Here is a 22,948-nt window from a genome sequence, read left to right on the forward strand (position 1 = left end):
TTGGCGAAAGGTTGAGCAAAAATGCAGTGGCGGCCTATGTCCAAGGTCATCCCGGGGTTGTCGACCCCTCCCCATCTACTTCCGAATGACGGCCGGGATGGGGTCACACATCGTGTAGAGGGACAAGGGTTCAAAGTCTGCCGAATCGATGCATCGCAATTCCAGACGGGACGCGATGCCTCTCTGGCAGTTGGCCGAGAGCTTGACTTCCCGAGCTACTACCGCGGAGGCTGGGACGGGTTCTTCGACCTGCTCACCGCCGAGTTCCAGGAGAAGCCGCGTCGCGTGATCGTGGGGCTGCTCAACTCGGATGTTCTTGCAGATCGTGATTTGCGCTTGTTCGTGAACACGACCTGGCAGCTTCAGAACGCCACAGAAACGATCGAATCCGAGGGCGGCGGTGATTGGCAGCTGGAATTCTTGTACTGGGGGGCTTGGCGCCCAGTAGGGGATTGAGGTTTCCTGCCCACGATCCTTCGTGGGCAGGACCCACCGGCAGACGCCCCTGGGTCCTGCGCGTGTGGACGAGTCCGCATGGCGCAAGCCCCAACACGAAGCCCCGTCCGGAAACTTCCGGGCGGGGCTTTCTCGTGTTCGGGTGCGCGGGGACCCGGGTCAGTCCAGGGGGCGCTTGGGGCTGGGGCGCCAGACGACCAGGGCGCTGCCCGGCTGCGGGGGCTGGTACGGGACCAGGTCGCGCCGGTACGAGGCGTGCACCTGGGCCTCGCGGGCCTGCAGCGTGGCCGCCGCGCCGTCCACGGCCGCGGAGAGCTCGGCCACGCGCTGCTGAAGCGCGGCGACCTGGTTCTCCAGTTCGATGATGCGCTTGATGCCCGCCAGGTTGATGCCCTCGTCCTGCGACAGCGCCTGCACCGTGCGGAGCAGTTCGATGTCACGGGCCGAGTAGCGCCGGCCGCGGCCGGCCGTTCGGTCCGGGGAGACCAGGCCGAGGCGGTCGTACTGGCGGAGGGTCTGCGGATGCAGACCCGAGAGCTGGGCGGCCACCGAGATCACGTAGACCGGGGTCTCGTCGGTGAGCTGGTAGCCCCCGCCCAGGCGGGAGGACTGTCGTCGGCGGCCGTCCATGGTCATGCTCCCTTCGCGGACTCGAACAGCGCGGAGCGCGGGTCCTGCGACTCCGTCGCCTCGCGGTACATCTCCAGGGCCTCACGGGCCTTGTCCGACAGCTCGGTCGGGACCGCGACCTCCACCGTGACCAGCAGGTCGCCGCGGGTGCCGTCCTTGCGGACCGCTCCCTTGCCGCGGGCCCGCATGGTGCGTCCGTTGGGGGTGCCCGGGGGCAGCTTCAGCGTCACCGACGGGCCGTTCAGGGTCGGAACCTTGATCTCGGCCCCCAGCGCCGCCTCCGCGAACGTCACGGGCACGGTGACGGTCAGGTTGTCGTCCTTGCGGCCGAACACCGGGTGGGAACCGACGTGCACGACCACGTAGAGGTCACCGCCGGGACCGCCGCGCTCGCCCGGCGCTCCCTTGCCGCGCAGCCGGATCCGCTGGCCGTCGGAGACGCCCGCCGGGATCCGGACCTGCATGGTGCGGGAGCTGCGGGCGCGCCCGCTGCCCTTGCACACGTCGCAGGGGGTCTCCGCGATCAGGCCGCGGCCCTTGCAGTCCGCACACGGGTCGGTCAGCGAGAAGCCGCCGCCGCTGCCCCGCGAGACCTGGCCGGTGCCGACGCAGGTCGGGCACACCCGGGGGGTGCCGTTCTTGTCGCCGGTGCCCGAACAGGCCTTGCAGGGGGCCTGGGAGGACATCCGGAGCGGGACCGTGGCCCCGTCCACCGCCTCCGTGAAGGAGAGGGTGACCTCCGACTCGATGTCCTGGCCGCGGCGCGGCTGGGTACGGGTTCCCGCACCGGGGCCGGCGCCGCGGTTGAACAGGCCGCCGAACACGTCGCCCAGGCCGCCGCCGAAGCCGCCGGCCTGGCCGGCGCCCTGCTGCTGACCCCCGAAGAGGTCGCCGAGGTCGAAGTTGAACGAGCCGCCGCCGCCCGGCCCGGGGCGGAAGCCACCGTTGCCGAACAGGGCGCGCGCCTCGTCGTACTCCTTGCGCTTCTTGGCGTCGCCGAGGATGTCGTTCGCCTCGGAGATCTCCTTGAAGCGCTCCTCGGCCGAGGCGTCGCCCTTGTTGGCGTCCGGGTGGAACTCGCGCGCGAGCTTCCGGTACGCCTTCTTGATCTCGGCCTCGGTGGCGTCCTTCGGGACACCAAGGACCTTGTAGTAGTCCTTCTCGACGAAGTCCTTCGTGCTCATCCCCGGTGTCCCTCCTCCCGTGTTCCTACGTGTGGTGCATCAGCCCTTGTCGGGGGCATCCGTGTCCTTGTCGGACGGTGCTTCGCCCTCCGCCGACTCGGACTTGGGGGCCGCGCCCGGCTGGGGCTCGGCCACCGCGACCCGCGCGGGACGGATCGTACGCTCGCCGATCCGGTACCCCGGCTGAAGGATCGCCACGCAGGTGTCCTCCGTGATGTCCGGCGCGTACGAGTGCATCAGGGCCTCGTGGATCGTCGGGTCGAAGGGCTCGCCCTCCTTGCCGAACTGCTGCAGGCCCATCTTCGCGGCGACGGTCTCCAGCGATTCGGCCACCGACTTGAAGCCGCCGACCAGCTCGCCATGTTCCCGCGCCCGGCCGATGTCGTCCAGGGTCGGGAGCAGCTCCGTCAGGAGGGACGCGACCGCGATCTCCTTGACGGTGATCCGGTCCCGCTCCACCCGGCGGCGGTAGTTCTGGTACTCGGCCTGGAGCCGCTGGAGGTCCGCGGTGCGCTCGGAGAGCGCGGTACGGGCCTGGTCCAGCTGCGCCAGCAGCGCCACGTCCTGGCTTGCGTCCCCGGCCGGGGCCGCCTCGTCCTTGGCGGAGTCGGCGGCCTTCGGCTCGGCGTCGTTCTGACCGGCGTCGGGGACTTCGGGCTTCTCGTCGAAGCCCGGGGTCTCCTCCGACATCAGGCAGCGCCGCCCTTCGGCTTCTCGTCGTCGACGATCTCGGCGTCGACGACGTCGTCGTCGGCCTTGGCCTGGCCCGCGTCACCGGCACCGCCGGCCGCGCCCTGGGCGGCCTGCGCGTCGGCGTAGATGGCCTGGCCGAGCTTCTGGCTGACCGCGGCGAGCTTCTCCGTCGCGGTGCGGATCTCGGCCGTGTCCTCGCCCTTGAGCGATTCCTTCAGCTCGGAGACGGCGGACTCGACCTCGGTCTTGACGTCGGCCGGGACCTTGTCCTCGTTGTCCTTGACGAACTTCTCCGTCTGGTAGACGAGCTGCTCGCCCTGGTTGCGGGACTCGGCCGCCTCCTTGCGGCGCAGGTCCTCGTCCGCGTACTGCTCCGCCTCCTGGCGCATGCGGTCGACCTCGTCCTTGCCGAGCGAGGAGCCGCCGGTGACGGTCATCTTCTGCTCCTTGCCCGTGCCAAGGTCCTTGGCCGTGACGTGCATGATGCCGTTCGCGTCGATGTCGAAGGAGACCTCGATCTGCGGGACGCCACGCGGGGCCGGGGGCAGGCCCGTCAGCTCGAACATGCCGAGCTTCTTGTTGTACGCCGCGATCTCGCGCTCGCCCTGGTAGACCTGGATCTGCACGGACGGCTGGTTGTCCTCGGCCGTCGTGAAGATCTCGGAGCGCTTCGTCGGGATCGTGGTGTTGCGCTCGATCAGCTTGGTCATGATGCCGCCCTTGGTCTCGATACCGAGGGACAGCGGGGTCACGTCGAGGAGCAGGACGTCCTTGACCTCACCCTTGAGCACACCGGCCTGGAGGGTGGCGCCGATGGCGACGACCTCGTCCGGGTTGACGCCCTTGTTGGCGTCCTGACCGCCGGTGAGCTCCTTGACGAGCTCGGCGACGGCCGGCATACGGGTGGAGCCGCCGACCAGGACCACGTGGTCGATCTCGGACAGCTGGATGCCGGCGTCCTTGATGACGTTGTGGAACGGGGTCTTGCAGCGGTCGAGCAGGTCCGCGGTCAGCTGCTGGAACTGGGCGCGCGTGAGCTTCTCGTCCAGGTGCAGCGGGCCCTCGGCGGAAGCCGTGATGTAGGGCAGGTTGATCGTGGTCTCCGTGGAGGAGGACAGCTCGATCTTCGCCTTCTCGGCGGCCTCGCGCAGACGCTGGAGCGCCATCTTGTCCTTGGACAGGTCGACGCCGTGGCCGTTGGCGAACTGCTTCACCAGGTAGTCGACGACGCGCTGGTCCCAGTCGTCGCCACCGAGGTGGTTGTCACCGTTGGTGGCCTTCACCTCGACGACGCCGTCGCCGATCTCCAGGAGCGACACGTCGAAGGTGCCGCCACCGAGGTCGAAGACGAGAATGGTCTGGTCGTCCTTGTCGAGACCGTAGGCCAGGGCGGCGGCAGTCGGCTCGTTGACGATGCGCAGGACGTTCAGGCCCGCGATCTCGCCGGCTTCCTTCGTCGCCTGACGCTCGGAGTCGTTGAAGTAGGCCGGGACGGTGATGACCGCGTCCGTGACCTTCTCACCCAGGTACGCCTCGGCGTCGCGCTTCAGCTTCTGCAGGATGAAGGCGCTCATCTGCTGCGGGTTGAAGTCCTTGCCATCCAGGTTGATCTTCCAGTCAGTGCCCATGTGGCGCTTGACGGAGCGGATGGTCCGGTCCACGTTCGTGACCGCCTGGCGCTTGGCCACCTCGCCGACGAGGACCTCACCGTTCTTGGCGAAGGCGACGACGGACGGCGTGGTCCTGGCGCCCTCGGCGTTGGTGATGACGGTGGGCTCGCCGCCTTCCAGAACGCTGACGACGGAGTTAGTGGTGCCCAGGTCGATGCCGACCGCACGTGCCATTTCAATTCCTCCAGCTGACTTGAGTGGAACAGACTCAACCATGCCGTATCGCCGCGCTTGCGTCAACAGAACTGAGTCGAGTCGGCTCAACCTTTAGCTGCCACTTACGCGCAATCTTGAGGCTCGGGCGCGGCCCGGCCCCCTGCTCCGCCCCGAACCCCCGGCAGCGGTGCTGCGGCCGAACGGGTCACCGCAGCCGCGCGCCACCGCGAGACCGCCCGGGGCATACGGCAGCGTGCTGGCATGCCCCTCACACTCACCGCTCCGCGGGTACGGGTTCCCGCCGCCCCCTCGGCGAAGCGGGTGCTCGACCTCGTCGGGGCAGTGACGCTGCTCGCCGTGCTCGGCCTGCCGCTCGCGGCGATCACCGCCCTGCTCTACGCGACCCAGGGCGGCCGCCCCTTCGTACGGCAGCCGGCCGCGGGCCTGGCCGGGCGGCCCTTCCGCACCTGGCGGCTGCGCACCGACGACGGCGCCGGCCGGATCGGCGCGGCTCTGGACCGCTGCGCCCTCGACGTCCTCCCTCAGCTGCTGAACGTGATCCGCGGCGAGATGTCGCTCGTCGGGCCGCGCCCGGAGGCCCGTACGGACCGCCCCGAGCGGCTCCTCGTACGACCCGGAATGACCGGGTTGTGGCAGGTCAGCGCACGTTCGGACCTCCCCTGGGAGGAGATGGCCCTGCTCGACCGGCATTATGTGGAGAACCACTGGCTCGGGATGGACCTCGCGATCCTGGCGCAGACCCCGCGCGCGGCGTACCGGCAAAGGGTCGCCTGAGCGACACAGATCACCGCACGCTCAGCTACATTGCGGCGTCGGGAATGGGTAACCTCAAGCCTTGACTTCATAAGTTACCGCTTAGTAAGTGCCGCCCGAGGAGCCCTTCCATGCAACTCGCCGCGATCATCGTGTCGCTGGTCATCACGGTGGTGGCCGTCGCGCTGTTCGGCCGTGCCACCGTGCAGATCTACCGCTTCGTGCGGCTCGGCCAGCCAGTGCCCGCGGGCACGCGCACCGGCGATCCCACGCAGCGCACCATCACCCTGGTCAAGGAGTTCCTCGGCCACACCCGGATGAACCGCTGGGGCATCGTCGGCTTCGCCCACTGGTTCGTGGCGGTGGGCTTCTTCTCGCTGCTGCTGACGATCGTCAACGCCTTCGGCCAGCTCTTCCAGGCCGACTGGCTGATCCCGATGATCGGTGACTGGCTGCCGTACGAGATCTTCACCGAGTTCCTCGGCCTGATGACCGTGCTCGGCATCGTCACGCTGATCGTGATCCGGCAGCTGAGCCGGCCGAGCGCGGCGGGCCGCAAGTCCCGCTTCGCGGGTTCCAAGACGGGCCAGGCGTACTTCGTCGAGGCCGTCATCCTGATCGTCGGCGTCTGCATCATGACGCTGCGCGCGCTGGAAGGCGCCCAGCACGGCGTCGACGGCTGGGAGCCGGGCTTCTTCGCCTCGTACCCGCTGATCGCCGCCTTCGACGGGCTGAGCCTGAGCACGCTCCAGTACCTGACGTACTTCTTCGCCGCGCTCAAGATCGTCACGTCCTTCACCTGGATGATCACGGTCTCGCTCAACACCAACATGGGTGTCGCCTGGCACCGCTTCCTCGGCTTCCCGAACATCTGGTTCAAGCGGAACGCGGACGGCTCCACTGCCCTCGGCGCCCTGCAGCCGATGACCTCGGGCGGCAAGGAGATCGACTTCGAGGACCCGGGCGAGGACGACTCCTTCGGCGTCTCCCAGGTCGAGCAGTTCTCCTGGAAGGGCATCCTCGACTTCTCCACGTGCACGGAGTGCGGTCGCTGCCAGTCGCAGTGCCCGGCCTGGAACACGGGCAAGCCGCTGTCCCCGAAGCTGCTCATCATGTCGCTGCGCGACCACGCGCACGCCAAGGCCCCGTACCTGCTGGCCGGTGGCGGCAAGGACATGGAGGGCAACGAGAAGGCCACGGCGGAGCAGCTCAAGGACGTCCCCGCCGCGGCGCTGGCCGAGGCCGAGCGCCCGCTGATCGGCACCGCCGAGGAGAACGGCGTCATCGACCCGGACGTGCTGTGGTCCTGCACCACCTGCGGTGCGTGCGTGGAGCAGTGCCCGGTCGACATCGAGCACATCGACCACATCGTCGACATGCGCCGCTACCAGGTGATGATCGAGAGCGCGTTCCCGTCGGAGGCGGGCACGATGCTCAAGAACCTGGAGAAGAAGGGCAACCCCTGGGGCCTGGCGAAGAAGCAGCGCGTCGAGTGGACCAAGGAGGTGGACTTCGAGGTCCCGATCATCGGCAAGGACGCGGAGGACCTCTCCGAGTTCGACTACCTCTACTGGGTCGGCTGCGCCGGCGCCCTGGAGGACCGGGCCAAGAAGACCACGAAGGCCTTCGCGGAGCTGCTGAACATCGCGGGCGTCAAGTTCGCGATCATGGGCGGGGACGAGAAGTGCACCGGTGACTCCCCGCGCCGCCTGGGCAACGAGCCGCTGTTCCAGCAGCTGGGCCAGGAGAACGTGGCCATGCTGAACATGGCCTTCGGCGAGGACGACGACGACCCGTCGACGAAGAAGCCGAAGTCGGCGAAGCGGATCGTCTCGACCTGCCCGCACTGCTTCAACACCATCGCGAACGAGTACCCGCAGCTGGGCGGCGAGTACGAGGTCATCCACCACACGCAGCTGCTCCAGCACCTGATCGACGAGGGCCGCCTCACGCCGGTCACGCCGGTCGACGGCCTGATCACGTACCACGACCCGTGCTACCTGGGCCGGCACAACAAGGTCTACACGCCGCCGCGCGAGATCATGTCGGCCGTGCCGGGCCTGCGCCAGCAGGAGATGCACCGCCACAAGGAGCGGGGCTTCTGCTGTGGCGCCGGTGGCGCGCGGATGTGGATGGAGGAGCGGATCGGCAAGCGCATCAACAACGAGCGCGTCGACGAGGCCCTGTCCCTGAACCCGGACATCGTCTCCACCGCCTGCCCCTTCTGCCTCGTGATGCTCACCGACTCGGTGAACGGCAAGAAGAACGACGGCCAGGCGAAGGAACACGTCCAGGTGGTCGACGTCGCGCAGCTGCTGCTCGACTCGGTGAAGGCCCCGGGCCCGACGGAGGAAGAGCTGGCCGCGCTCGCCGCTGAGGCCGAGGCGGAGGCCGCGAAGGCCGCTGCCGAGGCGGAGGCCGCTGCCGCGAAGGCCAAGGCGGAGGCGGAAGCCAAGGCGAAGGCGGAGGCCGAGGCGAAGGCGGAGGCCGAGGCGAAGGCCAAGGCGGAAGCGGAAGCCAAGGCGGAGGCGGAAGCCGAGACCGAGGCTGACGCGGAGACCGAGCCGAAGCCGGAGGCTGACGCAGAGGCCGAGCCGGAAGCCGGGGCAGCGAAGCCCGAGGCAGCCGAGGCGAAGCCCGAGGCCGAGACCAAGTAGGACAAGGGCACAGCGGAACGGCCGGTCCCCCACCCGGGGGACCGGCCGTTCCGTCGTACGGGGCGGGCGAGGCCTCAGCCCTGGCCGCGCAGCGCGGTGAAGCCCGGATGGGCCGCATCCGCCGCGGCCGGGCCTCCGCGCGAGGCGACCAGCCTCGGGGTGTACTCCTCGATCAGCCTGCCGTTGAAGTCGTACACCCGGCTCTTCCCGCCGCCCTTGCCGTCGATGACGACGAACTTCACGCGCTTGCCGTCCTGGACGAGCCCGTACGTCCAGCCGTCGTGGTGGACGCTCGGCCGCCACAGGTCGATCGTGGCCAGGGCGCGTCCCTTCGGCGTGGAGAGCTCGACGCGCTTGCCGTGCGGGCCGTCCACGAGCACGGCGATCCGCCCGTCGGGCAGGGTGAGCCGCACCGCGCTCTCCTTCCTGCTCTCCCGCTGCGCTCCGTCCATCCAGGTGGTGACGGTGCCGTTCGGCCGCAGTACGACGTGCAGGCCGTTGTTCTGCCCGTACGACGCGGCGGCGCCCTTGCTGACCAGCGTGTCCAGCTTCGTGGAGCCGGCGTAGATGTCCGCCTCGAAGTGGTTCGCGCCGACCCTGTGGACCTTGGCGACCGACCCGTCGGCCAGCTTCACGGTGGTGACGTACGCGCGGACGCCCGGAGCCGGCTCCGTTACGACCGGCGAGGCCGCGAAGGCGGACCCGACCGGGAGGGCCAGGACGGAGGCCGTGCCGGCGAGGACGGCGGCGCTGCGGAGGGTGGTTCGGCGAGTGGTGCGCATGTGTGGGCTCTTCTCGTGTCTCGTACTCGTACTCGTTCGTGCTCGTGCTCGGTCGTGCTGCGTGACGGTGGGGCGAGTACGAAACTACGGACCCGATATGTGCGTATTCCATCGAGAATGTAACGGAACGCCGCAGAGCGGCACACAGCCTGGTAAATCAGACACAAGGCAAGATCGGAAACGGGGTGGGGACAGCCCCTCCGGGATCCCCTAAGGGATGTCACAGGTCAGCCGCAAAGGGTGGCTGTTCCGGCTGCCCGTCCACCGATGCTCGCCGGACCAGGTACGTTCGATCACGTGGCTGGATTCAGGATCGGACGCGGCAGGGACAACGACCGCTCTCCGCAACAACCCCCGCAGCAGCAGCAGTCGTACGGCCAGCAGCAACCGCCGCCGTACGGTCGGCCGCCGTACCCTCCCGTCGGCGGCCCGCCACCGCAGCAGCAGTGGCCGCAGCCGGGCGCGGGAGGTCACGGTGAGCCGGAGTACTTCGACCCGTACGGGCAGCAGCAGCCGCAGGCGCAGCAGCCCCCGTACGGCCACGGAGGCCAAGGAGGCGGGGGCTACAACGACAACCCGGGACACACCCAGGTCTTCGCCGTCGGCGAGGACCCGTACGGCCAGGGGGCGACCTACCAGGCGGGTGCGGCCTCGGCCGCGCCGTCCGGGCCGCGGCTGCCGTGGAAGGAACTGCTCCGCGGCATCGTGACGCGGCCGGGGCAGACCTTCCTGCAGATGCGCGACTACCCCGTCTGGGGTCCCGCGCTGATCGTGACCTTCCTCTACGGGCTGCTCGCGGTCTTCGGCCTCGACGACGCCCGCGAGGACGTCATCAACGCGACCGTGCCGAAGGCCGTCCCGATCGTCCTCTCCGCCGGTGTGGCCTTCGTCATCTGCGGCCTGATCCTGGGCGCCGTCACGCACACCCTGGCCCGCCAGCTGGGCGGAGACGGCGCGTGGCAGCCGACGGTGGGCCTGTCGATGCTGGTCATGTCCATCACGGACGCGCCGCGCCTGCTGTTCGCCGTGTTCCTCGGCGGCGACAACATGGTCGTACAGGTGCTGGGCTGGGTCACCTGGGTGGCGGCCGGAGCCCTGTTCACCTCGCTGATCAGCAAGTCGCACGACCTGCCGTGGCCGAAGGCCCTGGGCTCGTCCGCGATCCAGCTGGTCGCCCTGCTGTCGATCATCAAGCTGGGCACGATCTAGCCCGCGCACGCACAAGAAAGGGCCCGCCGCGCACTCCACGCGCGGCGGGCCCTGTCCATGCTGTCGGCTAGGCGTCGAGGACCTGGCCCTCACGCTTGACGACGGGCGGTTCGACGGACCAGGGGAAGTTGATCCACTCGTCGGTCTTCTTCCACACGTACTCGCACTTCACGAGGGAGTGGGACTTCTCGTAGACGACGGCGGAGCGCACCTCGGCGACGTGGCCCAGGCAGAAGTCGTGGACGAGCTTCAGCGTCTTGCCGGTGTCGGCCACGTCATCGGCGATGAGGACCTTCTTGTCGGTGAAGTCGATCGCCTCGGGCACGGGTGCCAGCATGACCGGCATCTCCAGCGTGGTCCCGACGCCGGTGTAGAACTCCACGTTCACCAGGTGGATGTTCTTGCAGTCGAGCGCGTACGCCAGGCCGCCGGCGACGAACACGCCGCCGCGGGCGATGCTCAGGATGATGTCGGGCTCGTAGCCGTCGTCGGCGATCGTCTGCGCCAGCTCGCGGACGGCGCGCCCGAATCCGTCGTAGGTCAGGTTCTCGCGTACGTCGCTCACGCCTCGTGCCTCACCTGGGTGCGGTGGAAGTTCTGGAAGGAGCGCGAGGCGGTCGGCCCGCGCTGCCCCTGGTACCTGGACCCGTAGCGCTCACTGCCGTACGGGAACTCGGCGGGCGAGCTGAGCCGGAACATGCACAGCTGCCCGATCTTCATGCCCGGCCAGAGCTTGATCGGCAGCGTGGCGAGGTTCGACAGCTCCAGGGTCACGTGACCGGAGAACCCGGGGTCGATGAACCCGGCCGTCGAGTGCGTCACCAGCCCGAGCCGGCCCAGGCTGGACTTGCCCTCCAGCCTGCTGGCGATGTCGTCGGGCAGCGAGATGACCTCGTACGTCGACGCCAGGACGAACTCACCGGGGTGGAGGATGAACGCCTCGTCACCCTCCGGCTCGACCATCCGCGTCAGATCGGACTGCTCGGTCGCCGGGTCGATGTGGGCGTAGCGGTGGTTCTCGAACACCCGGAAGAACCGGTCGAGACGTACATCGATGCTGGAGGGCTGCACCATCGACTCGTCGAACGGGTCGATGCGAACCCGTCCGCTGTCGATCTCGGCCCGGATGTCTTTGTCAGAGAGAAGCACGTCCCGAGGATACGCAGAGCGCGCGGGCCACCCCCAATCGAGAGCGGCGATCCGCGCGCCCGGCCCGGCGACTACCGCTTCGCGCCGCCCACGGGCACGGCGTGCCGCAACCGCGCACACCGCGGACACCGCAGCAGCCGCCCGGGCCCGATCCGGCCGGCACCGAGGTGCTGCAGCGGGAAGGAGGCGGTACTGAAAACGTGCCCTTCGGCACAACGGACGACGGTGTGCTCCATCGAGTCCCTTTCCCCAACGAGCCGTACTACGACGAATCGCCACATTAGGGGATGATCGGCACCCACTCCAGCCGCCGCTCCGCAGCACACGGTACGCCCCAACTCCCGCACCCACACGTGCCGGTGTAAGCCACACACGACAACGACCCCGCGGCAAATTCACCGGGGGTCGATCATGGGGTAGAGTGAGCAAAACCAGGGATCCAGGCAACTGGCCCTAGGTGCGGATGTAGTTTAATGGTAGAACATGAGCTTCCCAAGCTTATAGCGCGGGTTCGATTCCCGTCATCCGCTCCATGACAAAGCCCCAGGTCAGCGACCTGGGGCTTGTTCATTGTCTAGACCTCTCGGCCCTCGCCGTGCCCCAACTCCCGCGAATGCCTTGGCAGCAGCCCTGCTTGAGCCTGCTCGATCAGGCTTGCCGCTGCGCTCGGGCGTTACGTGGCACCAGAAGCCCGCCCATCGCGGCAGCTGTGATCACAGCCGCGACGACGGTGAGGGCGAGCCATCCGGCGGGAATGGCGACATGGGTCTCCATGCCGACCAAGAAGGCTACGGCCGCTGCGATACCCCACCCGGTTCCGATGACTCCGCTCATGACGATCAGCAAAGCGGACATGGAGGACGCCAGTCGGCGACGCCACCAGGAACTGGCACCCACCGCACCGAGCATCTGGTACTCGCCCCTCAGATCGGAAGTCCAGAGGCTGACCATGGCCGCGACGATCACCATCGTCGTCAGTGCGGAGATCGCGGCGACCAGTGGTTGGAGTCGTTCCACTGCGCTGACCACCGAGGGTCCGGATTCCACGGCGACCGTGGAATCCGCCTGCACGTCCGCCGGAAGGGCCCGCAAGACATCCTGCTGCTTGAGTTCGGAGTCGGCAGTGAGAAGGTAGGTCTCCGCGCCGACAGGGATAATGCGGGAAGCCCGTGCACCCGCAGGACTGACCACGACCGCAGGCAGCTGCTGGTACTCCTCGGCTCCGGTACTCCGCAGCCGGATCAGAGGCAGCTTCACCGTCGTCTCAAGAACGAAGCCGTTCCTGTCACGGACCATGGCCACGAGCTCCACGGTGTCCTTCAAGCCGGCCGGCGTGACCGCAACGGCTGCCTCTCCGCTCTCGTACTGCCTGCGCTGCTCGTCGGTCATCTCCCCGGCGAGGGTCTGCGCCCCAGCAGTGTCTGCGATCGCGACGGCCGGGAAAGGGATCCGGGAAGCCGAGGACACGTAGCAGGGCTGCCAGTCGTTCTGTCCGTAGGACAACAGCCCTCTGTCGCTGATACAGCCGACGAAGTCGGTCCGAGGAGCGACCTGTAGTTGCTTGCCGTCGCGTGCGACCGCGGCACGCTGGTAGCCGGTGGATACGTCAGCGGCCCTGGTGGAACTCTTCAACGCGGCACGCTCCGCGTCACTCAGCGCACGCGGGGCCACGATGAGCGCGGACTTGCCGGGGAGCGACGGCTGATAGCTCTCCCGCTGCTTCTGAGCCACTGAAGCCGAGGCGATGAGTACGGTGGCGGACACGGCCGCGACCACACCGAGCGCGATCAACGTGGTCGCGGCCCGCACGGGGAACGCGAGCAGGGATCGCGCGGCGGTGCGCAGCAGGGTCGGCAGGGGGAGGTACGGGATGTCCGCTCGATGGGCGGCTACCGCAGAGAGACCCATCGCCGTTCCCGTAATGCCGAAGGTGAAGACGACGACGCCCAAGCCCGCGGTCAACGCACTGGCATCCGTCACCACCGCCGCCAGCCCGGCAACTGTCGCCACCACCAGGCAACCGCCGGCGGCAGCACGCACGCGCAGCCGACGGCTACTGTGGACGGGCGGAAGCGCCTTCAACAAGGCGATGGGATTTTCGCGCAACGCTGCCCGTGCGGGAAGGGTCGACACGACCACAGTGACGAGCACCGCCATTGCGACCAGGATCAGCGAAGTGAGCCAGGCTCCCTCCACCACACCCCAATCCGCACCCGCACGTTCGGCGAGCACGGGAGCGAGCAGATGAGCCGCAACCTGCCCGGCCCCGACACCGACGATGGATCCCACCAGGGAGACGCAGAGCGCGTGTGTCCTGAAGAACGCGGCACTCACCTGGGTCGGAGCACCGAGCGCGGCCAGCAGACCCATGTGCCGACGCTGACTGCGCACGACCACGGCGAATACGGCGGTCACCAGGAGCGCGATCTCTGCCAGCAGCCCGAATCCGATCAGCAACGCGGTGGAGTCCGTGGCATCGCTTTCCTCGGCGATGGCCGTGGCCTGGCTGCTGGGCGTATAGGCGTAGCCCGCGCTCTTCAGTTTTCCGGAGATCGCGGGAAGGTCATCCTGCCGCGGCAGGCCGACGAACCATCGGGGGCTCCCGACGTCCTTGGCCGACGTCATGGCGGCCCAGGTCTGGGGTCCACCCGGCGGGAGGATGACCAAGCGGTGGTTCAGGTCGACCCGGTCGGATACGAGGGCCGAGACGATGAGGCGGGCACTCCCGACCGACACCTGCTGGCCGACTTCCGTGACACCGACGGCCTTCGCCAGCGCGGACGACAGAGTGATGGTCCCGTCCTGGGTCGGGAAAGCGCCCCGGTCCTTGCGGTAGAGACCGGTGGTCAGAGGAGATGCCAGGTCGATCGCGCGCCCGTCGACGGTGCCCTGCTGCCCCTCCGGGCCGCGGATGGTCAGTCCGATGACGTCGATGTCGTAGGCGAGGCGCGTGCCGTCGGGTAGCGAGGCTGCCACGTGCGCCGTGGAGGCGGCCGGGTCTGCCGCGTTGTCCTTCCGCTCACCGGAGAGCGTGCTGATCCGGCCGTCTGCCGTGCCGTAGGCCATGGCCCTCGCCTCCGCGACCGAGACGCGGGAGGTAGCCGTCAGCGCCGCCACCGTCGAACCGGCCCCGACTGGTAGGGCGATGGCCAGGCAGACGAGCAGCGTACGGAAACGGCTGCGGCTCGCGAGGCGCCAGCCGAGCACCCAGGCCAAGCGGCGGCGGCCGAGGCGGCTCACGGTGTGTCCGCCGCGACGATACGGCCGTCCTGGAGTCGGACGACCTGGTCTGCGGCAGCCGTCACTTCCGGGTTGTGGGTCGCGATCACGCACGCGACGCCGCTGTTCGCGACCTCTCGCAGTAGTGCGATGACGCGCTCGCCATTCGCGGAGTCCAGGGCTCCGGTGGGTTCGTCGGCCAGTACCAGCGGCCGGTGGTCGGCGATGGCCCTTGCTATGGCCACCCGCTGCTGTTCCCCACCGGACAGCTGATCCGGGAACTTCCTCGCGTGCCCCTGGACGCCGGTCCGCTCAAGCGCCTCGGCCGCTTGCCGCCGTGCCGCCTTGCGCGCCATGCCGGACAGTTCCAGCGGGAGGCAGACGTTCTCCAGCACCGTCATGGTGCGGATGAGGTTGTACTCCTGAAAGATGTACGCCACCGAGCTGGCCCGAGTGCGGGTCAGCTCAGCCGGCCCCATCTTCGTGAGCACGTGCTGGGCCAGCGTCACGGTGCCGGAGGTCGCCTGTTCCAGGCCGCCTGCGATGTTGAGCAGCGTCGACTTCCCCGATCCGCTGTGGCCGACCACTGCGGCCAAGTTCCCGGGGTGGAAGTCGACCGTCACGGCGTCGAGGGCCACATGACGCGTCTCGCCCGTTCCGTATATCTTGTGAACGCCCTCAAGCCGGAGGACCGGTTCGAGCGGCCCTCCGGCTTGAGGTGCATTGGCTAACGCAGTGCGCATGTTCCGGAAACAACCTCTCGTGAATTCTGATGAGTTGTCATCGCGGAGCGCCCCGCGGTGAGCAGCAGGTGGCCGGAGCTAGGAAGCCTTGGTCTCCAGGATGGCCTGCCGCATGCTGAACCAGCAGAAGCCGTTCTGGGAGTACTTCCAGCCCCCCACCCAGGCGGTGTAGATGTCCGGCGCCCCCTTGCAGTCGGCACGGCCACGTGCCTGGCCACCCACGACGTCGCCGCAGGAGATCCACACGCCGTCGCTGTTCTCGCCGTAACTGCCCACGGCACAGTCCGCGTACACCGTATTGGCACCGGTCGGCGCAGCCTGCGCCGGCGCGGCAGCTGCCACACCGGCGAATGCGACGGCACTGATGCCGAGCGCCGCTACCTTACGCCCGAATTTGCCCTGTAACACGAGATTTCCCCCTCCGGGATGTTGGTACGGAAACGGATCTTCGGTCGTGCAGGAACGACTCAACCGCCCCCGAGGAAGCATCGGAACCGAGGATTGCGCCACATCGGGATTCCCGCGCCCCCTGCGACCGGAGTGAGAACTCCTTGCATGAGTCGGCAGCAGAAGAAAGTAGGCTGAATGAGCACCCCATCCCACCTGCGACACACGCCGAGCCATTGCAAACGCGACGCGCAACGACTCCGCGACGGCCGACCAACGACTCCCGCAGAACCCGACCGCACCATGCCTTCCACCCCTATTCTCCGTAGATTTACTACCTCCATTGAATGAGTCCGACCCACGACATCCCACGGAGCGGGTACGCGTACAACCGGAGGAGGCCGCAATTCCGGCGGCCTCTCACCAGCAGCCCTGGGACGAATTCTGGCGTGAACCACACGAGCTCGACAGCACGCGCCAGCCCGATCGGCGGTGGACGCACGTAGGGCTGAAGCCGGCCCAGGCGAGTGGCTCGCAGATTGCCGATTCCCAATCGCTCAGGGCAGCGCATGGAGTGAACGCGATGCGGCAAGCAGCGCCTACGGCGGAGGGCAGGAACGACGGCTTCCGTAGATCGGATGCGGCGAGCAGACCCGGCGGGGATCCGCCGCCAGCCGTGTGGTGGCGCTTCAAAGGCCGGGCCCCCAGCGGAACGCTCCTCTGGCGACCTGCATGCTGCGCATCTCGACCTGGCCGCCGCCTACCTCGTGAACGGTGACGCGGAAGGCGCCGGTATGGAACTCGCGGCAGCCCTCGACTCCCGCCCCAAGGCACGGCGCGCGGCCGTGTCATACCGTGCCAGTAGGGGCGGTGTACAGCGGTCAACAGGGGGCTGCCGAGGACATCCGGAACTGCACACCTGGCGGGTGTTACCGCAGGCCAGAGGGCATATCGACACCCTTAGCACCATTGATTCCCAAGCTTATAGCGCGGGTTCGATTCCCGTCATCCGCTCCTGGAACCGGGCTACGGCGAGAGCAAGGTTCTTGGATCGTCGACGTCAACTGTGATCTCGAATCCCGAGGTTGAGCTGAAGGTGGCCACGTTCCCGGAGAGCTGGATCCGATCAAACGGATTGGATTCCGTGAAGAAGACTGCCCAGCTGAGCGCGCGGTCGACAGTCAACCGCGCAATGAACCCCTCCGACCCGTGCGAACCCTCGCCGCCCCACAGCAGCCCCTCACTCCCCAGGTCTGCTGCGACCAGCCCATCGACCGAGGAGACCCAAGAGGGATCACTCTCCAGAATTTCATCAAGATCGAACGGGCCAAGCACCCTCAAACCACCCGGCGCGTCGGAGTCGAGGTCGACATCGCAGGACGTCCCATCCGCAAAATGCAGGGCATCTCTGATGGGAAGCCGAAAATCTTCCCATAGGCGTTCGATCGCGTTCATTTTGACGGTGCCGCGCCACCGGCGCTCTCCTGGAGCGGTGCTTCCCTGACAATCCGCGGCCGGCCGGCGCATGCCACCAGTGCCAGGCCGTCCTCGGTGAGGAAGAGGAGGAAGTGCCATGTCCGATCGGCAGAATCGATCAGCCCTACGCGCACTGGCCGCTCATGCTCGCTGAGGAGCCGCACTGCTCGTTCCAGCCCGATAGGTTCGACGCCATGCATCCTCATGCGCCGAAGCCGGCGCCGGAAGACCCCGGCATGCCGACCTGAGGAATGCGCAGCGTCTCCCACGCTGTAGGTGGCGCCGCTCCGGAGGGCAGCCACGGCGAGCGCGGCCGCCTCGTCGCCACCGGCCAACAGCTTTTCCAACGCATGCCGTTCCATGGGCACCCCCGCCGCGATCCTGCGGTACAGCAGCCACGTACCGCAACACAAAACCGAGTCCAGCCGGTTCGGCCCTACGCCGGACCGGTCCCGTCAGGAGGCCGTTCCGCGTAGCTCGGGGAGCGTGCCCGAGTCGTGGAGGACACGTTGCGTTGCTCCTCATTCCCGGTTCGGCGCCGTGCCGGGCGTCGTGAAGATCCGGTCCAGGTGGTGGCGGAGCACCGCGATGGCCGACTCCGGGCTCCGCTGGCCCACGAGGATGCTGGTGCCCATGGTCGCCGCCATCGCCAGCAGGCTGATCGCCTCCGTGCGCGCGTCGGCGCCCGGGTCGGCCAGGCCTGAGCTCTGCGCCTGTTCGATGAGGCCGGTGAGGGCGTGCTCCGCGGCGTCGGGGTTGTCGATGAAGGGCTGGGCGGCCAGCGCCTCGTCGGTGACCGACAGGATCGCGTACGAGCTGTACAGCAGGTGGAACGTGCGGCTCTCCTCGTCGGTCGGCAGCGAGGCCAGCAGCAGTGCCTCCACCGTGGCGCGCGGGCCCGGGTCCGGGCCCGCGGCGGCCAGTCGGGCGCCCACCCGCGCGGTGAAGCGGTCGGTCAGGTGGCGGAGGCCGTAGAAGAGCAGCTTCTCCTTGGTCTCGAAGTAGTACTGCACGAGCCGGAGCGACACTCCCGCCTCCGCGGCCACGTCGCGCATACCGACGGCGTGCAGTCCGCGCCGCCCCGCGACCTGGATGAGCGCCTCGGCGATCTGGGCGCGCCGCTCCTCGTGATCCACACGCTTCGGCATGTTCCCGTGTCTCCGCCTGTCGCCTGTCGATGGTGGGTTCGTGCTCCGCTGCCCGAACCCCTTCATGGTACCGATGTACCACATTGGTGATACGGTCGTACCACGAAGAACGGATCTTCACAGGAGGTGCCGCCGTGCCCGAGAACACCGCCCGCGTACGCCGCGATGTCGGCCGCTACGTCAACGACACTCTGCGCGACCGCTACTTCGCCGCCGAGGACGTGCTCCACGCGATGGGGGCACCCATCCGCTCCGAGACGGACGTCGAGACGACCTTCGGCACCACGCACGTCTACCGGTACGGGCCCGCGGACCCCGCCGCCGAATCCCGGACGCCGATCGTCCTGATCCACGGCGCGGCCTACTCCTCCGCCATGTGGTTCCCCAACACCCCCGGGCTCAGCCTCGACCGCCCCGTCTACGCCCTCGACACCCCGGGCGACGCGAACCGCAGCATCCACCGCGAGCCCATGTGGCAGCCCGAGCGCGCCGCGCAGTGGATGGACGAGGCCCTCGACGCGCTCGGCCTCGACCGGGTCCACCTCGTCGGCTCCTCCTACGGCGGCTGGCTCGTGCTCAACCAGGCCCACCGGCGGCCCGAACGGCTGGCCTCGGTCACCGCCCTGGACCCCGGCGGCCTGGAGAAGGTCGGCCTGCGCTTCTTCGTCTGGATCTTCATCAGCCTGTTCGCCACCTTCGCCCCGAAGGCGCTGCGTCCCCGGCTCGCCCAGTGGCTGGACCAGCCGGTCCTCGCCATCCCCGAGATGCGCAAGTGGATCCAGCTGGGCGCCCGCGCGTACCGGATCCGCCGCCCCGCGCCCCTGCCGCTGTCCGAGGACGCGCTGCGGTCCATCCGGACCCCGCTGTACGTGATCATGGGCAAGCACAGCCTGCTCGTGCACCCGAAGCGGCAGCTGGAACGCGTACCGCGCCTCGTCGCCGGAGCCCGCGCCGAGATCATCACCGCGACCGGGCACGGCCCGCAGATCGACCACCCGGACGTGGTCAACGCCCGGATGCTGTCCTTCATGGAGGAGGCCGATTCCCTCGACCCCGCGCCGGCCGACGCGTAGGACCACCGCGGGAAGGGCGGCGCCGACGGCGCCCGCCCAGGCCCAGGTCACACACCTGGGCCTTCGTCGGACGTACGGCGGCCGGTCCGCCTACGTCCTCTCCCACCACCAGCCCGGGGTCTTCCTGCGCGCTTCCCATGCCTCGGGGGCGGCGTCCAGCGCCGAGTCGAAGTTCTGCTGCAGGCGTTCGCACGCCACGACGAGCAGGCCGAGTTCCTGCTGTACGGATAGCTCATGCCCCGCCGCGAACCTCTGGGCGTCCTGCGCGACCTGGTCCGTGGCAGCGGACAGCCTTCGGTGCAGGGACTGCCGCGTCACGTCGTACCTGCCGGCCATCGCGTCCCAGGACACGCCCGCATGGCGCAGGACCGCGCAGGCGAGCGCCTCGACATGGGCGGCCTTGCTCCGGAGACTCGGCGCGATCACCAACCCGAGAGCCGACCCTTCACGCGGATGCGCCAGCACCACACCGTCGTTCGCCAGATCGAGCGCGGCATCCGACAGCGCCAGGAGCAGGTTCCTCAACCGATCGTGCTGAGACAACGTCATATCAGCATCCTGGCGCACGCCTGTCAGCTTCACGCTGACAACCGGCAAGTGCCCCCTCGACCATGCTGGTTACGCGAAGAGCGGCCCCTGTTGGCCCAGGAGCCGCCCGAGTCCACTCGCGTCGAAGGAGACACCGATGAACCACTGCCAACGTACCGTCTTCAGCCCTTGCGGCGATCCGCTCGGGCTGACGGGCCCGAGGTATCCCACGGGTCCGATGCCCGACGCCCGACTGTGGCTGATCGTCGTCATCGTGCTGGTTCTGACGAACAGCTCGGCAGGCGGCCAGACCCTGAGCCTGTGCGCGGACGCGCTCGCCGTGCTCGGCGCAGCGGCCACCGGACTCGGCCGAGTCCGTCCGGAGCCGGCTTCGAGCTGACACTGCCGGTCCGGCCCCCGAGGGGGCTCCGAGGCGACGGGCGGGAGACCGGCTCCGGCTCCCGCCCACTTTCCTGCGAGAAAGGTGTTATCGCCGCGCGCCCCGCGGGTCTCCTTCAGTGTCAGGCCAGGTGGGCCGTCACCTTCGAGGAGATGCGATGCAGTTTCACGACGATGAGTTCACGTACGGCGCGGACGCTCCCGCGGACGGTGCCGGGTCCGGCCGGCGGGGTGGGGCGCGCGCCGGTGGCCATCGCAAGGGCCGTCGCAGGGCTCCCCTCATGGCGGCGGCCGCCGTGGTCCTGCTGGCGGGGGTCGGCAGCGCGTACGCCCTGATATCCGACGGGGCCCCGGACCGCACGGCGGCGGCGGGCTCCCCCTCGGCACTCGGCGGCCGGTCCGATGCGGCGGACGGTCTGCCGGCCGACGCCGCGTCTCCCGCCGCCGGTGCCGACCCGGCCGCGGCCGGTGCGGCAGCGGCCCCGAGCGCCACCGCGTCCGCACCGGCACCCGCGTCGGCACCCGCATCCGCGGCCGCGTCCGCACCCGCCGCGCAGGCGAAGGACGGCGAGCAGCGCTCCGGTACGCCGACCACGGAACGCACCGCCAAGCCGACCGCGCCCCCGACCCGTACTGCCTCGGGGTCCGGACCGACGGGACCGGACCCCAAGGTGCCCGGGGCCCGCACCTCGACGCAGGACGTCGCGACGGCCCAGTCGCTGTCCCTGCAGCTGCTCAACAACGAACGCGCCGCCGTCGGCCGGCCTCCGCTCGCGCTCAAGCAGGACCTCAGCTCCTTCGCCCGCAAGTGGGCCGAGCACATGCGGAACAACGGCTTCGCCCACTCCTCGCCGGAGGACCGCGCCTACCTGAAGACGGGCTCGCGCACCTGGACCGGCGAGAACATCGTGTGGTTCAGCGACGCCTCGATGACCGCCCAGGAAGCCGCCGAGAAGTTCCAGTCGATGTGGCGCCACAGCTCCGGTCACTACAAGGCGCAGGTCAACCCGGACTTCACCGAGGTCGGCGTGGGCCTGTACCACGACTCCTCGGGCTGGTGGGGCGTGCACAACTTCTCCGACGGCAAGTGACACGGCGGCGGCCCCGCGCACCGCGCGTGCGGGAGGGAGGATCCGGACCGCGGCGGCGCTACCGGATCACCCCGGCCGCGCGTGCGGCCTTGAGCCAGTCCGGGAACTCCTTCATGAGGCGGTCGTAGAGGTCCGCGTCCGAGCGCGAGGCCGGCCGCGGACCGGCGGCGAAGTAGCCGGCGTTGTCGACCGTACGCCGGTCGAGGGTGTCCAGGCTGCGGAGGAAGCGGAGGTCCCGGCTGGGCCCGAAGCCGACGAACTGCCAGAAGATCGGCAACGCGCTGGCGCGACGGAGCAGTTCCCGGGTCGCCTTGCGGTCGAAGGGCTCTCCGTCGGTCTGGAAGATCACGAAAGCCGGGTCGGCGGACCCGGTGGCCTGGTAGTGCTCGATGACGGCCCGCATCGCCGGGGTGTAGCAGGTGCCGCCCCAGTCCAACGGCGCGTGGAGGTGGTCGATCCGGCCCCGGTAGTTCTCCAGGTTGAGGTCCGCGATCAGGTCGACGCCGTTGGAGAAGAACAGGAGCGGCACCGTGCCGTCGTCGTCGAGGTTGACCGACAGCCCGAGTACCTGCTCGGCCAGATGCTGCATGGTGCCGTCGCGGTAGAAGCCGCTCATGCTCCCGGAGTGGTCCAGCACCAGGTAGACGGCGGCACGTTGGCCGATGACTCCGCTCTTGGCCAGGGAGACATGAGCGGCCTTGTAGAGGTTCACCAGCCCGGGTGCCGCCCGCTGGACCTTCTCCAGACTCATGGCCGCTGACGGGACGGGGACGGGGACCGCTGCCGGGACGGGGACCGGGGCCGCTGCCGGGGCGGGGACCGCAACGGGTACCGGCACGGGGAGGGGGACCGGGACCGCGTCGTCGACCACGATGCCGAAGGAGGTCGCCAGACCCGCGAGACCCGTGTCCCAGCCCTGCCCGACCGCCCGTACCTTCCAGGCTCCGTCACGCCGGTAGATCTCGACCAGTACGGCCACCGTCTCCCGGTGCGTGAACGGCGGGGGCTCGAACCCGATCCGCACTCCCCCGCACTCGATCACCGCTCGCGGGGTGTCGGCGGCGCTGAAGTGAGCGTTCGGCAGCGTCGGGTCGATGCCCGCCACGATCGCTATCCGGTCCACCGTGGCAGGTACCGCCGACAGGTCCGCGGTGATGGTCCGGCCGCCGAGGGCCACGCCGTCCTGCGCCGGATGGTTGTAGAAGACCAGGTCGTCGTCGCCGCGCACCTTGCCGTCCTTCGCGAGGAGCACGGCGCACACGTCCGTCGCGGCTCCGGCCGGTGCGGTGGTGACGGTGACTTCACAACGTCCCGTGGGTAGCGGCGCGTTGCCGCCTTTCGGGAGCATGACTGACATGGGCGGCTTCCTTCCGGCGGGCCACTCGGACCTCAGCGGACACGTGAGCGGTCCAGTCTCGCCGAGGCGGAAGTGATCTCGTGGCCGAACTCCCCAAGCCGTGCCGGGGACCCCTGGGACGACCGCCGACGCCCCGGCACCCCGACGCCCCGATTTCCCGACGCCCC

The 22,948-nt window shown here is 69.0% G+C and carries 22 protein-coding genes and 1 tRNA gene; 8 read left to right on the forward strand and 15 right to left on the reverse strand.

Annotation, left to right across the window (positions count from 1 at the left end; translation table 11 throughout):
• Positions 1 to 36: 36 nt before the first annotated feature.
• The gene (locus Sspor_RS21245; protein WP_202200547.1) at positions 37 to 456 is read left to right on the forward strand and encodes a barstar family protein; all 420 of its coding nucleotides are present in this window, start codon (positions 37 to 39) and stop codon (positions 454 to 456) included.
• 159 nt (positions 457 to 615) lie between these two features.
• On the opposite strand, the gene Sspor_RS21250 is transcribed toward Sspor_RS21245, so the two are convergent.
• Genes Sspor_RS21250 through dnaK form a run of 4 tightly spaced genes read right to left on the reverse strand, consistent with a single transcriptional unit; the run spans position 616 to position 4,807 of the window.
• On the reverse strand, positions 616 to 1,086 hold the full coding sequence (locus Sspor_RS21250; protein ID WP_202200548.1) for a heat shock protein transcriptional repressor HspR: 471 nt from the start codon (positions 1,084 to 1,086) through the stop codon (positions 616 to 618).
• Positions 1,087 to 1,088: 2 nt separating this feature from the next.
• On the reverse strand, positions 1,089 to 2,270 hold the full coding sequence (gene dnaJ, locus Sspor_RS21255) for a molecular chaperone DnaJ (protein ID WP_202200549.1): 1,182 nt from the start codon (positions 2,268 to 2,270) through the stop codon (positions 1,089 to 1,091).
• Between the two features lie 39 nt (positions 2,271 to 2,309).
• Positions 2,310 to 2,960, reverse strand: coding sequence for a nucleotide exchange factor GrpE (gene grpE / locus Sspor_RS21260; protein WP_202200550.1), 651 nt, complete (start codon positions 2,958 to 2,960; stop codon positions 2,310 to 2,312).
• Positions 2,960 to 4,807 carry a molecular chaperone DnaK gene (gene dnaK / locus Sspor_RS21265; protein WP_202200551.1) on the reverse strand — a complete coding sequence of 616 codons (1,848 nt, stop codon included), beginning with the start codon at positions 4,805 to 4,807 and terminating at the stop codon, positions 2,960 to 2,962. The genes grpE and dnaK overlap by 1 nt, the downstream gene beginning before the upstream one ends.
• A gap of 243 nt (positions 4,808 to 5,050) precedes the next feature.
• Here dnaK and Sspor_RS21270 point away from each other — a divergent pair, with 243 nt between their 5' ends.
• Together Sspor_RS21270 and Sspor_RS21275 are read left to right on the forward strand one after the other, a co-directional pair.
• The gene (locus Sspor_RS21270) at positions 5,051 to 5,584 is read left to right on the forward strand and encodes a sugar transferase (protein WP_202200552.1); all 534 of its coding nucleotides are present in this window, start codon (positions 5,051 to 5,053) and stop codon (positions 5,582 to 5,584) included.
• A 110-nt stretch (positions 5,585 to 5,694) separates the two neighbouring features.
• Positions 5,695 to 8,220 (forward strand): (Fe-S)-binding protein, encoded by a 2,526-nt coding sequence (locus Sspor_RS21275; protein ID WP_237403956.1) that lies wholly within the window; start codon positions 5,695 to 5,697, stop codon positions 8,218 to 8,220.
• A gap of 74 nt (positions 8,221 to 8,294) precedes the next feature.
• Here the strand turns inward: Sspor_RS21275 and Sspor_RS21280 are convergent, their stop codons facing one another.
• Positions 8,295 to 9,002 (reverse strand): hypothetical protein, encoded by a 708-nt coding sequence (locus Sspor_RS21280; protein ID WP_202200553.1) that lies wholly within the window; start codon positions 9,000 to 9,002, stop codon positions 8,295 to 8,297.
• Between the two features lie 297 nt (positions 9,003 to 9,299).
• On the opposite strand from Sspor_RS21280, the gene Sspor_RS21285 reads away from it, so the two are divergent.
• Positions 9,300 to 10,211: a Yip1 family protein gene (locus Sspor_RS21285; RefSeq protein ID WP_202200554.1), complete on the forward strand. Its 912-nt coding sequence runs from the start codon at positions 9,300 to 9,302 to the stop codon at positions 10,209 to 10,211.
• Between the two features lie 67 nt (positions 10,212 to 10,278).
• Here Sspor_RS21285 and Sspor_RS21290 read toward each other — a convergent pair whose 3' ends face one another.
• Together Sspor_RS21290 and dcd are read right to left on the reverse strand one after the other, a co-directional pair.
• Positions 10,279 to 10,776, reverse strand: coding sequence for a phosphoribosyltransferase (locus tag Sspor_RS21290; RefSeq protein WP_030009869.1), 498 nt, complete (start codon positions 10,774 to 10,776; stop codon positions 10,279 to 10,281).
• Complete coding sequence (dcd, locus tag Sspor_RS21295) at positions 10,773 to 11,360, reverse strand: dCTP deaminase (RefSeq protein ID WP_202200555.1); 588 nt, start codon at positions 11,358 to 11,360, stop codon at positions 10,773 to 10,775. The genes Sspor_RS21290 and dcd overlap by 4 nt, the downstream gene beginning before the upstream one ends.
• Positions 11,361 to 11,819: 459 nt before the next feature.
• On the opposite strand from dcd, the gene Sspor_RS21300 reads away from it, so the two are divergent.
• Positions 11,820 to 11,893, forward strand: a tRNA-Gly gene (locus Sspor_RS21300).
• 115 nt (positions 11,894 to 12,008) lie between these two features.
• Here Sspor_RS21300 and Sspor_RS21305 read toward each other — a convergent pair.
• The 6 genes from Sspor_RS21305 to Sspor_RS21330 form a co-directional block, all read right to left on the reverse strand.
• The gene (locus tag Sspor_RS21305) at positions 12,009 to 14,600 is read right to left on the reverse strand and encodes an FtsX-like permease family protein (protein ID WP_202200556.1); all 2,592 of its coding nucleotides are present in this window, start codon (positions 14,598 to 14,600) and stop codon (positions 12,009 to 12,011) included.
• Entirely contained in the window at positions 14,597 to 15,217 is a 621-nt protein-coding gene (locus tag Sspor_RS21310; RefSeq protein WP_237403957.1) for an ABC transporter ATP-binding protein, read from the reverse strand. Before Sspor_RS21310 ends, Sspor_RS21305 begins: the two co-directional genes overlap by 4 nt.
• 183 nt (positions 15,218 to 15,400) lie before the next feature.
• Positions 15,401 to 15,730 (reverse strand): hypothetical protein, encoded by a 330-nt coding sequence (locus Sspor_RS21315; RefSeq protein WP_202200558.1) that lies wholly within the window; start codon positions 15,728 to 15,730, stop codon positions 15,401 to 15,403.
• 1,005 nt (positions 15,731 to 16,735) lie between these two features.
• Entirely contained in the window at positions 16,736 to 17,164 is a 429-nt protein-coding gene (locus tag Sspor_RS21320) for a hypothetical protein (protein ID WP_202200559.1), read from the reverse strand.
• The gene (locus Sspor_RS21325; RefSeq protein ID WP_202200560.1) at positions 17,161 to 17,547 is read right to left on the reverse strand and encodes a hypothetical protein; all 387 of its coding nucleotides are present in this window, start codon (positions 17,545 to 17,547) and stop codon (positions 17,161 to 17,163) included. The genes Sspor_RS21320 and Sspor_RS21325 overlap by 4 nt, the downstream gene beginning before the upstream one ends.
• Positions 17,548 to 17,706: 159 nt before the next feature.
• Positions 17,707 to 18,333 carry a TetR/AcrR family transcriptional regulator gene (locus Sspor_RS21330; RefSeq protein ID WP_202200561.1) on the reverse strand — a complete coding sequence of 209 codons (627 nt, stop codon included), beginning with the start codon at positions 18,331 to 18,333 and terminating at the stop codon, positions 17,707 to 17,709.
• 134 nt (positions 18,334 to 18,467) lie between these two features.
• On the opposite strand from Sspor_RS21330, the gene Sspor_RS21335 reads away from it, so the two are divergent.
• Complete coding sequence (locus Sspor_RS21335) at positions 18,468 to 19,406, forward strand: alpha/beta fold hydrolase (RefSeq protein ID WP_202200562.1); 939 nt, start codon at positions 18,468 to 18,470, stop codon at positions 19,404 to 19,406.
• A gap of 90 nt (positions 19,407 to 19,496) precedes the next feature.
• Here the strand turns inward: Sspor_RS21335 and Sspor_RS21340 are convergent, their stop codons facing one another.
• On the reverse strand, positions 19,497 to 19,988 hold the full coding sequence (locus Sspor_RS21340) for a hypothetical protein (RefSeq protein ID WP_202200563.1): 492 nt from the start codon (positions 19,986 to 19,988) through the stop codon (positions 19,497 to 19,499).
• A gap of 103 nt (positions 19,989 to 20,091) precedes the next feature.
• Between Sspor_RS21340 and Sspor_RS21345 the strand changes: the two genes are divergently transcribed.
• A complete protein-coding gene (locus tag Sspor_RS21345) occupies positions 20,092 to 20,334 on the forward strand; it encodes a hypothetical protein (RefSeq protein ID WP_202200564.1) in 243 nt (80 codons plus the stop codon).
• A 157-nt stretch (positions 20,335 to 20,491) separates the two neighbouring features.
• A complete protein-coding gene (locus tag Sspor_RS21350; protein ID WP_202200565.1) occupies positions 20,492 to 21,424 on the forward strand; it encodes a CAP domain-containing protein in 933 nt (310 codons plus the stop codon).
• Positions 21,425 to 21,482: 58 nt separating this feature from the next.
• On the opposite strand, the gene Sspor_RS21355 is transcribed toward Sspor_RS21350, so the two are convergent.
• The gene (locus Sspor_RS21355) at positions 21,483 to 22,781 is read right to left on the reverse strand and encodes a VWA domain-containing protein (RefSeq protein ID WP_202200566.1); all 1,299 of its coding nucleotides are present in this window, start codon (positions 22,779 to 22,781) and stop codon (positions 21,483 to 21,485) included.
• Positions 22,782 to 22,948 lie beyond the last annotated feature (167 nt).

The sequence above is a fragment of the Streptomyces spororaveus genome (assembly GCF_016755875.1).
Taxonomy (GTDB): domain Bacteria; phylum Actinomycetota; class Actinomycetes; order Streptomycetales; family Streptomycetaceae; genus Streptomyces; species Streptomyces spororaveus.

Coding starts and splice junctions, on each gene's coding strand:
- Sspor_RS21245 (WP_202200547.1), top strand. CDS start 37: ATGTCCAAGGTCATCCCGGGGTTGTCGACCCCTCCCCATCTACTTCCG.
- Sspor_RS21250 (WP_202200548.1), bottom strand. CDS start 1,086: ATGGACGGCCGCCGACGACAGTCCTCCCGCCTGGGCGGGGGCTACCAG.
- dnaJ (WP_202200549.1), bottom strand. CDS start 2,270: ATGAGCACGAAGGACTTCGTCGAGAAGGACTACTACAAGGTCCTTGGT.
- grpE (WP_202200550.1), bottom strand. CDS start 2,960: ATGTCGGAGGAGACCCCGGGCTTCGACGAGAAGCCCGAAGTCCCCGAC.
- dnaK (WP_202200551.1), bottom strand. CDS start 4,807: ATGGCACGTGCGGTCGGCATCGACCTGGGCACCACTAACTCCGTCGTC.
- Sspor_RS21270 (WP_202200552.1), top strand. CDS start 5,051: ATGCCCCTCACACTCACCGCTCCGCGGGTACGGGTTCCCGCCGCCCCC.
- Sspor_RS21275 (WP_237403956.1), top strand. CDS start 5,695: ATGCAACTCGCCGCGATCATCGTGTCGCTGGTCATCACGGTGGTGGCC.
- Sspor_RS21280 (WP_202200553.1), bottom strand. CDS start 9,002: ATGCGCACCACTCGCCGAACCACCCTCCGCAGCGCCGCCGTCCTCGCC.
- Sspor_RS21320 (WP_202200559.1), bottom strand. CDS start 17,164: ATGAACGCGATCGAACGCCTATGGGAAGATTTTCGGCTTCCCATCAGA.
- Sspor_RS21325 (WP_202200560.1), bottom strand. CDS start 17,547: ATGGAACGGCATGCGTTGGAAAAGCTGTTGGCCGGTGGCGACGAGGCG.
- Sspor_RS21330 (WP_202200561.1), bottom strand. CDS start 18,333: ATGCCGAAGCGTGTGGATCACGAGGAGCGGCGCGCCCAGATCGCCGAG.
- Sspor_RS21345 (WP_202200564.1), top strand. CDS start 20,092: ATGAACCACTGCCAACGTACCGTCTTCAGCCCTTGCGGCGATCCGCTC.
- Sspor_RS21350 (WP_202200565.1), top strand. CDS start 20,492: ATGCAGTTTCACGACGATGAGTTCACGTACGGCGCGGACGCTCCCGCG.
- Sspor_RS21355 (WP_202200566.1), bottom strand. CDS start 22,781: ATGTCAGTCATGCTCCCGAAAGGCGGCAACGCGCCGCTACCCACGGGA.